At 37.3% G+C, this 13634-nt stretch carries 5 protein-coding genes and 2 pseudogenes; 2 read left to right on the top strand and 5 right to left on the bottom strand.

Features of this window, described 5'->3' with window-relative positions; all coding sequences use genetic code 11:
* Positions 1-3: 3 nt before the first annotated feature.
* Positions 4-915 carry a 16S rRNA (cytosine(1402)-N(4))-methyltransferase RsmH gene (gene rsmH / locus JBKA6_RS06235; protein ID WP_096686913.1) on the bottom strand — a complete coding sequence of 304 codons (912 nt, stop codon included), beginning with the start codon at positions 913-915 and terminating at the stop codon, positions 4-6.
* Positions 916-1182: 267 nt separating this feature from the next.
* On the opposite strand from rsmH, the pseudogene JBKA6_RS08120 reads away from it, so the two are divergent.
* A pseudogene (locus tag JBKA6_RS08120) lies at positions 1183-1317 on the top strand (IS256 family transposase); the annotation flags it as partial.
* A gap of 82 nt (positions 1318-1399) precedes the next feature.
* Here the strand turns inward: JBKA6_RS08120 and JBKA6_RS06240 are convergent.
* From JBKA6_RS06240 to JBKA6_RS06255, 4 genes are all read right to left on the bottom strand, one after another.
* Positions 1400-4594: a hypothetical protein gene (locus JBKA6_RS06240; RefSeq protein WP_197703102.1), complete on the bottom strand. Its 3195-nt coding sequence runs from the start codon at positions 4592-4594 to the stop codon at positions 1400-1402.
* A gap of 159 nt (positions 4595-4753) precedes the next feature.
* Positions 4754-8362 (bottom strand): hypothetical protein, encoded by a 3609-nt coding sequence (locus JBKA6_RS07725; protein ID WP_096686915.1) that lies wholly within the window; start codon positions 8360-8362, stop codon positions 4754-4756.
* A 159-nt stretch (positions 8363-8521) separates the two neighbouring features.
* Positions 8522-9361: a tail fiber domain-containing protein gene (locus JBKA6_RS06250; protein ID WP_096686917.1), complete on the bottom strand. Its 840-nt coding sequence runs from the start codon at positions 9359-9361 to the stop codon at positions 8522-8524.
* 62 nt (positions 9362-9423) lie between these two features.
* Positions 9424-12960, bottom strand: coding sequence for a collagen-like domain-containing protein (locus JBKA6_RS06255; RefSeq protein WP_096686919.1), 3537 nt, complete (start codon positions 12958-12960; stop codon positions 9424-9426).
* Positions 12961-13351: 391 nt separating this feature from the next.
* Here JBKA6_RS06255 and JBKA6_RS06260 point away from each other — a divergent pair.
* Positions 13352-13609 (top strand): annotated as a pseudogene (locus JBKA6_RS06260) (transposase); the annotation flags it as partial.
* Positions 13610-13634 lie beyond the last annotated feature (25 nt).

Below are 13634 nucleotides of genomic sequence, written 5' to 3' on the forward strand. Positions count from 1 at the left end.
GAATCATACCTTAACCGCTATTCTAAGTCTGGCACTTCTAGATCTGTTATTATGACTAACCTCTTGATATGAAGGTTTTATCACTCTCTTATTAACTGCTTTAAATGGAGGAGAAGTAGCTGTATTTCCATAGATGTCTTTTTCTATTTCACTTTCAAACACTCCATTTTTAATAAACCTCTTTACTAACCTATCCTCTAGAGAATGATACGATATAACTACTAATCTACCTCCTACATTCAACACATCTTGACTGTCTTTTAACAAAACTTTTAAAGAATTTAATTCATCATTAACCTCAATGCGAATTGCTTGAAATAATTTAGCAAAAAACTTATGCCACATCCTATCGGTATAAAAAACAGATAAAATCTCTTTTAAGTCACTTATATTCTTAATATTTCTCTTTTTTCTAGCCACACAGATAGTCTGAGCTATGACCTTATAATTTTTGATTTCTCCGTATTTGTTAAATATGTCTGATAACTCTTCCTCTTGATAAGTGTTTATTATATCCATGGCAGAGTGATTCATATCTGTGTTCATTCTCATATCTAAATCGCCATTATAACGTATGGAAAAACCTCTGTGCTCGGTGTCTAATTGATGTGAAGAAACTCCCAAATCTGCAATTATGCCATCTACCTTTGTTATTTTATAGAACTTCAGATAATTTTTTAAATACTTAAAATTCTGATTTATCAACATAAATCTAGGATCGTCTATGGCATTTTTTAAAGAGTCCTTATCTTGATCAAAGGCAAATAACATTCCTTTTTCACCCAAGTTATTCAATATCTCTGCAGAATGGCCTCCACCACCAAAAGTGACATCGACATAAATACCATCCCTATTTATATCTAAGCCTATTATACTTTCACTTAACAGCACAGGATTATGATATTCGTATATCATATTTTTAATATTTCTAATTGGATATGCATTTAATACTCGGTAAGTCTAATTGTAATTTTTTATCTGCAAAAATAAAACTACTTATATCAAGATATTTATAAAACATCGCTTTTTTACTGTCTTTTCAAAAAAGACCTAATAAGCCACGAAGTTATGAAAATAAAAATCAGAGAATTGTAAACCTGAGTTGAATTAATAATTTACTTAATTAAAGTACTAGAAAGCCTTGAATTAACTGGGATTAAAATAAAATCAAAAGATTCAAGCGTTTTTTACACCACAAATTTGATCAAAAATATCAATGTAAAAATCAGAAAGTATACCAAAAACAAATTGTGATTTCCAACTGCTGATGCTGTTAAAAAATCTACTTTTTTTAGCTCTTTGGGAAGCTATAAGAAAATAGTCTAAACCTATAATAAAAACAAAAAAATATGTCGTTTTTTATTTACATACTTTAAGCGATAGTGTATATAATGAATATCTATTCTTTTATCAAAACTTTGATATTTTCCTTACTAAGGACATCTGATTTACTTAATACTCTAATTAAAATATCTAATTTCTTTTGAGTACTAGAAAGCTTTTCCTTTGTAACAGAAATTTCTTTTTCATTAGCAGAAAGTTTTTCCTTTGTAACAGAAAGTTCTTTTTTGAGAAAAATATTTTCTTTCTTGATATCATTATTCTCCTTTTTAATAATGCCACTTTCTTTTTCTAAGCCCACAACACGATCATAAACTGCTTGAGTAGCTGAAATATTTAAAGTGGTAAGACCATCGTAATCTACTGAGCGTAAATCGTCTACCTCCTTACCATAGATGAAAACCTTATTTTTAGAATCTAAAACCTCTTCTGTTAAAAATGTATTTGAATCTATAACTCTCTTTACTTTTACAGATCTATCTCCATCATTTTCTATTATAATCTTAACAATATCTCCAATAGAAAAATCATGAGCCTTGTTTGTTGTAATAGCACTTCCTTCATTTGAAGTTTTAACTGATTTAGCTAATTCATATACATTAGGGATAATACCTTTATTTATATTTATAACCTGTGGCAGTATGTTTTCTACTTGCTGAGCTATTACCTTTTTAAATGGCATAACCCCGCTTTCTATACTGTCTATCATGGTATAATCTGTAATTTCTATATTTAGAAGTTTCTTTAAATCTTCTCTTCTATCTGATACCCCCTTTATACTCTTGATACGTTTATCTGATGTAGCTAAAAATTTATCATGTGTTACAATACTATATTTTGCAGACAGAGACATCTTCAGAGAGGTACTAGTCCTCGAACGCAATTTATAACTACTATAGGAATCTTCATCATCACTATCACTATCCTCATCATCACTAGTAAAGGTGCTATCAAAATATATTCCACTCAAGCCCCCTAGCGAATAATCCTCTAAAATAACGTAACCTTTTAAAAATGTTTTTTTAGTCTCCTTATTGCCAATAGTTACAGTATTACTCCCATTTCCTACCATATTAGTCCCTATAACTATTTCGTTAGTACTCTTATTTTCTTCTGACGACATAGTATTATTCCCTATGAAAATAGAACTATTTGATTCTGTAAGCTCCATGGACGGCAGCTTATTATATAAATATTTAGCGCCAGCATAATATCCTATAGATATATTATCTCTTCCTCCAACCATGTTACTTAAAGAATATGAACCTACCGAAGTATTATTGGAGCCAGTACTATTCCTTTGGAGAGAACCCACACCAACTGAAGTATTATACTCGCCAGTAGTATTTTTTAGGAGAGAAGATTCACCAACTGAAGTGTTATTACTTCCAGAGGTGACATCTTTTAGGGATTCATAACCAACAGCTGTGTTGCTACCTGAGCTAACTACGTTATTACCAGATCCTATGCCTAAAAAAATATTTTTTTCACCACTACCTCCACTAGTGCCATTACTACCCTTACCAGACCATTTAGTTATAATATTATCGTTAGTATCTGTTTTTATAAGCGTATATGCTTTTTTTATTTTTTCATCTAGTTCCTTCCCCTGATTAGCCGATAAGGCCTTTGTAGCCTCAGTAGTGGTTAAATTATCTACAATATCAGATATATTTAATTTTTTTTTCTCTAGTTCCTTCCCCTGCTTAGCTGATAAGGCACTTGTGCTATCATCAGAATTTAAATTATCTTCAAGATTTACTGGCCCTGGAATACCTTGTTCTCCTTGTGGTCCTGGGGCTCCTGTAGCACCATCTTTACCAGCGAGGCCCGCTGGACCTGCTACTCCATCTCTACCATCTCTACCTGGCGCTCCATCTTCACCTTTTTCTCCTCTTGGTCCTGTTAGACCTGCTGCCCCTGCTGGACCTATTTCACCTTGAAGCCCTCTTGGCCCTACTGGTCCTATTGACCCTTGTGGACCTACTGGTCCTTCTTTACCATCAGCACCTGCTGGGCCTGGCTTGCCATCTTCACCTTTGTCTCCTGCTGGGCCTGTTTCACCCCGAAGCCCTGTTGGGCCTGGAGGGCCTTGTTTTCCTTCTTTACCTGCCAGTCCATCTTTACCATCAGTACCTTTTGGACCTTCTTTACCAGCAGGTCCTATCTCGCCTCGATCTCCTTTCTCTCCCTTTTCTGCTTTTTTGTCTATCATCTGCTTAAGCTGATACCCTTGATGCGCTGATAAAACTTTTTTTTCATTATGAGCTGAAACATCTAGGTTGTTTACAACTTCTAGTTTCCCATCCTCTAATTTTTTAAATTTTTCTTCGTATTCTACTAATTTAGCACCCTGTTCTTTTAACTCTATCCTCTGAGCAGCTATATTAGCTCCTAAAGTAGTCTCCGCTGTATTTATCTTACCTGTTAACTCTGCTTTCTGTTTAGTTAACTCTGCCTTCTGTTTAGTTAACTCTGCCTTCTCTTCATTTAACTCTGCCTTCTGTTCATTTAACTCTGCCTTCTCTTCAGTTAACTCTTTCTCTTGTTTGTCTATTTTTTCACTTTGAATCTTTAGCCCCTCTTTCTGAGCGGTTAACTCCTTTTCCTGTTCAAATATCTTGGTTTCAGATTTATCTACCCTTTCATAAAGCTCCTTGCCTCTATCAGCTGATAAAACTTTACCTTTACCTCCATTAAAATTATCAGCAATATCTATTTTGTCTAATTTTCTTTCTTCTAAATCTCTCCCTTTATTGGCTGATAGAGCAGCTGATACAGCTCTAGAACTCAAATTATCTATAACATCTATTTTTGGACTATCCGCTGCATAAAATGCATAAGGGACACTAAGTATTTGACTCTTTTTTATAAGAGCATTACTATAATTATTTTTGCCAGTCAGATCTATCTCCGATTTAATGTAATATGAATATTCAGACCATTCTAAATCAGATAATTTTGAACCTGAGAATCCTTGAGATCTAATACCTTCTCCTACCTTTAGAGTAGCTAGGCCATTCTTATCTGTTTTAACATTCCAATGAACTTCAGAGTATACAACATTTTCTATCTTTCCATTTAAAGAATATATAGAAATACGAATACTAACTGTAAATTCTTTTAATAATTTATCATCTTTCCTAATCACTAACTGATAACTCAACTTATCAGGAAAATTATTAGAAAGAGAATCTATACTTAAAAATGAGAGAAATATAAATCCAAAATAAAAAACAATTCTTCTAGTCATAACTATTATATTAGTTGATATAACTGTATGCTCACGAAGTTAAAGCTTTTTTAGAATATGCTAACGTAGTAGTTATATACTATAAAAGGTTCAGTAAAAAATTAATAGTGATTATTTTTACCAAGTGACTTGTTAATAGGATCTTAATTTATCTTGAACTTATTTTATCAAAACTTTGATATCTTCCTTACTAAGGACATCTGATTTACTTAATACTTTAATTAAAATATCTAATTTCTTTTGAGTACTAGAAAGTTTTTCCTCAATAGCAGAAAGTTTTTCCTCAGTAGCAGAAAGTTTTTCATTGGTAGTAGAAAGTTGTTTAGTAAGAATACTATTCTCTTTTTCTAAACCCACAACACGATCATAAACTGCTTGAGTAGCTGAAATGTTTAAAGTAGTAAGACCATCGTAATCTATTGAGCGTAAATCGTCTACCTCCTTACCGTAGATGAAAACCTTATTTTTAGAATCTAAAACCTCTTCTGTTAAAAATCTATTAGAATCTATAACTCTCTTTACTTTTACGTATCTCTCTCCATCATTTTCTATAATAACCTTAATGAGATCTCCAACAGAAAAATCGTGAACCTTGTTTGTCGTGATAGTACTTCCTTCATTAGAAATGTTGATTGATTTAGCTAATTCATACACATTAGGGATAGTACCTTCATTTATATTTATGATCTCTGGAACTATACTTTCTACCTGCTGAGCTATTACTTTTTTAAATGGTCTAACGCCACTTTTTATACTATCTATCATCGTATAATCTGTAATTTCTATATCCAAGAGTTTCTTTAAATCTTCTCTTTTATCTGAGATACCTTTTATACTCTTGATACGTTTGTCTGATACAGCTAAAAATTTATTGTCTGTTAAAATAGATTCACCTGCATACAGAGAAACTTTAGTATCAATGAATTTGTATCTAGCTGTTTTTTTCAAATAATAATCATGATCATAATCAAAATAAGTTCCACTAAAACGATTGCTGGTTCCTCCATTGATATTCAACATTCCAATATTTTTTCGTATTGCTGAACTATTATTATTTATTAAAACTCTCCCCTTTAAGTATGTTTCTATAGTATTGTCATTCCCGATAAGTACTGTATTACTACCTTTACCTTTATTAGGTATGTCTGCATTAGATGCTCCAATAACTATCTCATTAATAGATCTGTTGCCTTCTCCAGAACTTGATCCATGCCCTATAAAAATAGAGCGATTTGAATGCTTAACAAGAGCGGCTGCATTATACCCAATAGCTACAGTATTAGATACTGTTGTAGTATTCAAAAATACATTAGAGCCTATACCTACATTACTATTAGAATTATCACCAATCTTAGATAAAATATTAGCCCCAATAACTACATTATCACTCACCATAGCCCTAGTTCCTGAATTGGTACCTAAAAACATATTTCTATATCCTCTAGAGTTAGAAGCTACTTCATCACAATTACTTTTATTACCAGACCAACACGTTATAATATTACCATTCCTACGATTCATACCTCCTTCTACAAAAAGAAATGATTTTTTTATTTTGTCATCTAAAACCTTACCCTGTTTAGCTGATAAGGCACTTGTTGTATCCCCAGAAGTTAAATTATTTATAATTTTCTCTGGCCCTGGAGGACCTTGTGGACCTTTAGCTCCTGCTGGGCCTGGTAAACCTTGTGGACCTCTAGCGCCTGGGGCTCCTGCTGGACCCGCTGGGCCTGGTAAACCTGATTCACCATCCTTGCCATCTACACCATGATTACCATCTGCACCTTTTGGTCCTGCTGGGCCTGGAGGCCCTTCCGCTCCTGTTTCACCTTTTGCTCCTGCTGGACCTGGAGGTCCTTGCGCTCCTGTTTCACCTTTTGCTCCTGCTAGACCTGGAGGACCTTGCTTGCCTTCTTTTCCATCTTTACCAGGAGGGCCTTCTGAACCTTGCATCCCTTGATCTCCTTTTTTCCCGTCAATACCATTTTTACCAGCAGGACCAGCTGGACCTACTGCCCCTGCAGCTCCTGGGGGGCCTGCCAGACCGATTGAGCCTGGTGCTCCATCTTCACCTTTTAACCCTTGCTCTCCTCTGTCTCCTTTTGGTCCTGGATTACCATCTTTACCATCAGTACCTTTTGGACCAGGAACTCCTTGAATACCTATGTCACCTCGTTTGCCATCTGGTCCTGCTGGACCTCTTTCACCTTGCTCTCCTTTTTCACCTTGTTTCCCTTGAGGTCCTGCTGGCCCTGCTGGTCCTGCTGGACCATCCTTGCCATCTCTACCAGCAAGGCCTGGATCACCATCTTTGCCCTTTTCGCCTCTGGTACCTTGAGGACCTTTTACCCCTGTGTATCCTCGAGGTCCTTGCGCTCCTGTTTCACCTTTTGCTCCTGCTGGACCTGGAGGACCTGGAGGACCTGGAGGACCTTGCTTGCCTTCTTTTCCATCTTTACCAGGAGGACCTTCTGAACCTTGCATCCCTTGATCTCCTTTTTTCCCGTCAATACCATTTTTACCAGCAGGACCAGCTGGACCTACTGCCCCTGTAGCTCCTGGGGGCCCAGCGGGGCCTGCCAGACCGATTGGGCCTGGTGCTCCATCTTCACCTTTTAACCCTTGCTCTCCTCTGTCTCCTTTTGGTCCTGGATTACCATCTTTACCATCAGTACCTTTTGGACCAGGAACTCCTTGAATACCTATGTCACCTCGTTTGCCATCTGGTCCTGCTGGACCTCTTTCACCTTGCTCTCCTTTTTCACCTTGTTCTCCATCTTTACCAGGGGGGCCCGCTGAGCCTGTTTCACCTGGAATCCCTCGATCACCTTGTTTTCCTTGAGGCCCTGCTACACCTACTGGTCCTGTTTTACCATTTGGTCCTGCTGGTCCTGCAGGGCCTGCAGGACCTATCTCGCCTCGATCTCCTTTCTCTCCCTTTTCTGCTTTTTTGTCGTCTATCATCTGCTTAAGCAGATATCCTTGATGCGCTGATAAAACTTTTTTAGGGCCATGAGTTGAAAGTGTCAAATCATTAATAACTTCTAACTCTCCATCCTTTAACTTTTTAATTTTTGTTTCTTGATCTGTTAATTTATTATCATGTTCAGTTAACTCCTTTTCCTGTTCTTTTATCTTGGTCTCAAATTTATTTACTCTTTCATAAAGTTCTTTTCCCTTTTTAGCTGATAAAACTTTTCCAACCTCTCCATCAAAATTATCAGCAATATCTATTTTGTCTAATTTTCTTTCTTCCAAATCTCTCCCTTTATTAGCTGATAGAGCAGATGATACAACTCTAGATCTCAAATTATCTATAACATTTGTTTTTGGGCTTTTTGCAGCATAAAATGCGTAAGGAACACTAAGTATTTCACTCTTTTTTATAAGAGCATTACTATAATTATTTTTGCCAGTCAGATCTATCTCTGATTTAATGTAATATGAATACTCAGACCATGATAAATCAGACAATTTTGAACCTGAGAATCCTTGAGATCTAATACCTTCTCCTACCTTTAGAGTAGCTAAGCCATTCTTATCTGTTTTAATATTCCAATGAACTTCAGAGTATACAACATCTTCTATCTTTCCATTTAAAGAATATATAGAAATACGAATACTAACTGTAGATTCTCTTAATAGTTTATCATCTTTCCTAATCACTAACTGATAACTCAACTTATTAGGAAAATTATTAGAAAGAGAATCTATACTTAAAAATGAGAGAAATATAAATCCAAAATAAAAAACAATTCTTATAGTCATAACTATTACATTAGTCGATATAACTGTATGCTCACGAAGTTAAAGCTTTTTTAGAATATGCTAACGTAGTAGTTATGTACTATAAAAGGTTCAGTAAAAAATTGATAGTGATTATTTTTACCAAGTGACCTGCTAATAGGATCTTAATTTATCTTGAACTTATTTTATCAAAACTTTGGTGTCATCCTTATTGAGGATGTTTGATTTGTTTAGTAATTTAATTAAGTTATCTAACTTCTGTTTAGTAGAAGATAATTCTTTCTTGGTAGAAATAAGCTTTTCATTGGTAGTAGAAAGTTGTTTAGTAAGAATACTATTCTCTTTTTCTAAGCCCACAACACGATCATAAACAGCTTGAGTAGCTGAAATATTTAAAGTGGTAAGTCCATCGTAATCTACTGAGCGTAAATCGTCTACCTCCTTACCGTAGATGAAAACCTTATTCTTAGAATCTAAAACCTCTTCTGTTAAAAATCTATTAGAATCTATAACTCTCTTTACTTTTACGTATCTCTCTCCATCATTCTCTATAATAACCTTAATGAGATCTCCAACAGAAAAATCGTGAACCTTGTTTGTCGTGATAGTACTTCCTTCATTAGAAATGCTGATTGATTTAGCTAATTCATACACATTAGGGATAGTACCTTTATTTATATTTATGACCTCTGGAACTATACTTTCTACCTGCTGAGCTATTACTTTTTTAAATGGCCTAACGCCACTTTCTATACTATCTATCATCGTATAATCTGTAATTTCTATATTCAAGAGTTTCTTTAAATCTTCTCTTTTATCTGAGATACCTTTTATACTCTTGATACGTTTGTCTGATACAGCTAAAAAACTTCCATCTGTTAAAATAGATTCACTTGCATACAGAGAAACTTTAGTATCAATAAATTTACTTGTTTGAACCAAATAATATTTATGCTTAATGTTATTACTAAAATAAGTTCCACTAAAATGATTGCTGGTTCCTCCATAGATATTCAACATTCCAATACTTTTTCGTGTTGCTGAATCACTATTATTTATTAAAACTCTCCCCTTTAAGTAAGTTACTTCAGTGTTGTCATTCCCAATAAGTACTGTATTATTACCTTTACCTTTATTAAGTACATCTCCAGTAGATGCTTAACTATCTCATTAGAAGAACTACTGTTTTCTTTAGGAGCTGATCCATGCCCTATAAAAATAGAGCGATTTAATTGATTAGCATAAGCGGCTGCAGTATGCCCAATAGCTACAGTATTAGATACCCTTGCAGCTGCCTGAAATACACGAGAGCCTATAGCTACATTGCTATTAGAACCATTACTAATACTAGATAAAGTATTATCCCCAATAGCTACATTATGAGTCGTACTAAATTTACCGTCATTGCCTGAATTGATACCTAAAAACATATTTCTAGTTCCTATAGAATTAGAAACTATTTCATCATATCTATCTTTATTACCAGACCAACACGTTATAATATTACCATTACCATTACCATTACCCCCTTCTACAAAAAGACGTGATCTTTTTATATCGTCATTTAAAACCTTACCCTGTTTAGCTGATAAGGCACTTGTTGTATCCCCAGAAGTTAAATCATTTATAATTTTCTCTGGCCCTGGAGCTCCTGCTGGACCCGCTGGGCCTGGAGGACCTTGTGGACCTTTAGCGCCTGGAGCTCCTGCTAGACCCGCTGGACCTGGTAAACCTTGTGGACCTGGTAAACCTTGTGGACCTGGTAAACCTGATTCACCATCCTTGCCATCTGCACCTTTTGGTCCTGCCAGGCCTGGATTACCTGGTAACCCAGGTAATCCAGGTTCACCATCTTTACCTGCAGGACCTTGCTCTCCTTTTGGTCCTGGGTCTCCCTTTACTCCTTGAGGGCCTATCGCTCCTGCTGGGCCTGTCTCACCACGAAGCCCTTGTGGTCCTTGAATCCCTGCTGGACCTCTTTCTCCTCTTTCTCCATCTTTACCTGCAAGACCAGCTGGGCCTACTGGCCCTGGAATACCTTGTTCCCCTTTTGGCCCTGGGTCTCCTGGGTTACCATCTTTACCATCAGCACCTGGAAGGCCTTTATCACCTTGTGGCCCTTGAGGGCCTTTTTCACCTTTTTCACCTTTAGGCCCTGCTGGACCTGCTACACCTACTGGCCCTTGAGACCCTGCTGGACCTGCTGGACCCATTGGACCAGTCAGACCTGCTGCGCCATCTTTACCTGGGATCCCAGGGGCTCCCGTTGGGCCTATAGGACCTGTAGCTCCCGTATTACCTATTGGTCCTTGGTCTCCTTTTGGTCCTTGAGCACCAACGTCTCCTTTTTCACCATCTTTACCATTAGTGCCATCAGCACCTGGAGGGCCTGATGGTCCTGGAGGGCCTGATGGTCCTGGAGGCCCTGTTTCGCCCCTATCACCTTGTATTCCTGTTGCACCTGGGGCACCCTGTGGACCTCTAGGCCCTTGAGGGCCTTGTTTTCCTGCTGCTCCATCTCTACCAGCAGGACCGACTGCCCCTGTAGCGCCTGGGGGTCCTGCCGGGCCAGTTTCCCCCGCTACTCCATCTTCACCTTTTAGCCCTTGAGGCCCTTTTTCACCTTTTTCACCTTTAGGCCCTGCTACACCTACTGGCCCTTGAGACCCTGCTGGACCTGGGGCTCCTGTTTCACCAGCGTCTCCTTTTGGTCCTTGATCTCCTTGATCACCAGCGTCTCCTTTTTCCCCTTTTGGACCTGCTGGTCCTGTGTCTCCTTGCTCTCCTTTTGGTCCTTGAGGACCTGATGGTCCTGCTTCACCTTTTGCTCCTGAGTCTCCCTTTACTCCTTGAGGGCCTATTGCTCCTGCTAGACCTGCTGGACCCATTGGACCAGTCAGACCTGCTGCGCCATCTTTACCTGGAGTCCCAGGGGCTCCCGTTGGCCCTGATGGACCTGGATCACCTTTTGGTCCTGGGTCTCCTTTTGGTCCTTGAGCACCAACGTCTCCTTTTTCACCAGCTGGTCCTCTTTCACCTTGCTCTCCTCTAACGCCTGTTGGACCTGGGGCTCCTGTTTCACCTTTTTCACCTTTTGGTCCTTGTTCACCTTGGGGACCTCTTTCTCCTCTTTCTCCATTTTTGCCATCAGCACCTGCTGGGCCTGATAGTCCTGGAGGCCCTGTTTCGCCCCTATCACCTTGTATTCCTGTTGCACCTGGGGCACCCTGTGGACCTCTAGGCCCTTGAGGGCCTTGTTTTCCTGCTGCTCCATCTCTACCAGTAGGACCGACTGCCCCTGTAGCGCCTGGGGGCCCTGCCGGGCCGGTTTCCCCCGCTACTCCATCTTCACCTTTTAGCCCTTGAGGACCTTTTTCACCTTGAGACCCTGCTGGACCTGCTGGACCTGCTGGACCTGCTGGACCTGCTGGACCTGCTGGACCTGCTGGACCTGCTGGACCTGCTGGACCCATTGGACCAGTCAGACCTGCTGCGCCATCTTTACCTGGGGTCCCAGGGGCTCCCGTTGGCCCTGATGGACCTGGATCACCTTTTGGTCCTGGGTCTCCTTTTGGTCCTTGAGCACCAACGTCTCCTTTTTCACCAGATGGACCTGCTGGACCTGTGTCTCCTTGCTCTCCTTTTGGTCCTTGAGGACCTGATGGTCCTGCTTCACCTTTTGCTCCTGAGTCTCCCTTTACTCCTTGAGGGCCTCTTTCTGCCTTTTTGTCTATCAATTTCTTGAGTTCATACCCTTGATGCGCTGATAAAACTTTTTTAGGGTCATGAGTGTCGGTGTTTAAATCATTAACAATATCAGATATACTTAATTTAGTATCTATTTCTGCCTTAAGGACTTTTCCTTGTGCTGCTGATAATACTTTTGTAGCATCATCAGTGGTTAAATTATTTATTATTTGATTATTATCAATCTTGTTTTTTAACTCTGCCTTCTTAGCGGTTAACTCCTTTTCCTGTTTTTTTATCTTAGTCTCAGATTTATCTACCCTTTCATAAAGCTCCTTGCCTCTATCAGCTGATAAAACTTTACCTTTACCTCCATTAAAATTATCAGCAATATCTATTTTGTCTAATTTTCTTTCTTCTAAATCTCTCCCTTTATTAGCTGATAAAGCAGCTGATACAACTCTAGAACTCAAATTATCTATAACATTTGTTTTTGGGCTATCTGCTGCATAAAATGCATAAGGGACACTAAATAATTGACTCTTTTTTATAAGAGCATTACTATAATTATTTTTGCCAGTCAAATCTAACTCTGATTTAATGTAATATGAATCTTCAGACCATGATAAATCAGACAATTTTGAATCTGAAAACCCTTGAGATCTAATACCTTCTCCTATATTTAGAGTAGCTAAACCATTTTTATCTGTTTTAACACTCCAATGAACTTCAGAGTATACAACATCTTCTATCTTTCCATTTAAAGAATATATAGAAATACGAATACTAACTGTAGATTCTCTTAATAGTTTATCATCTTTCCTAATAACTAACTGATAACTCAACTTATTAGGAAAGTTTTTAGAAATGGAATCTACACTCAGAAACAGCAGAAATATAAATCCAAAGTAAAACACAAGCCTTCTTTTCATGTTATCTAAAAATATTGTCAATAGATGCTACGGTAATAAAATTACAAAATTACAAAATTCTCACATTTATACTAACAACATAGCAGCTATAAATAATAGCGGTTTGAGTAAAAAAAATCAGATAGAGATATTTTTGCTAAAAAAATAAACGATTTAAACCTGAGTTTGATTAATAGTTTACTTAATTAAAGTACTTGAAAGCATTCAATTAACTGGGATTAAAGAAATTTGTGTTTGTGATAAATAGTATATTTTAGTACAAGAATTATTAAATTTCGACTAAATTAGCCTCATAAGCATAAAAGAGCCCAAAACTAAAGGGGTATTTCCTTAAATCCGAATAAAATCAAAGGATTCAAGTGTTTTTATTAATCTAACTCGGGTTATTATTATAACGAGCTGGACAAAGAACCTAAATTTAGAAATCAGGAAAATTATTTACACCACAAACTTGATTGAAAATCTCAATATAAAAATCAGAAACTATACCAAAAATAAATTGTTGTTTCCAACTGCTGATGCTGTTGTAAAATATACTTTTTTAGCTCTTGGGAAGGCTACAAAAAAATGGTCTAAGCCAATAATACTGAATTGGGAAATAATAACGAACCAATTTTTAACTATTCTTGACAAAAGAGCTCGACTATGAATAAAAACAAAAAATATGTCATTTT

It is taken from the genome of Ichthyobacterium seriolicida (genome assembly GCF_002369955.1).
Taxonomy (GTDB): domain Bacteria; phylum Bacteroidota; class Bacteroidia; order Flavobacteriales; family Ichthyobacteriaceae; genus Ichthyobacterium; species Ichthyobacterium seriolicida.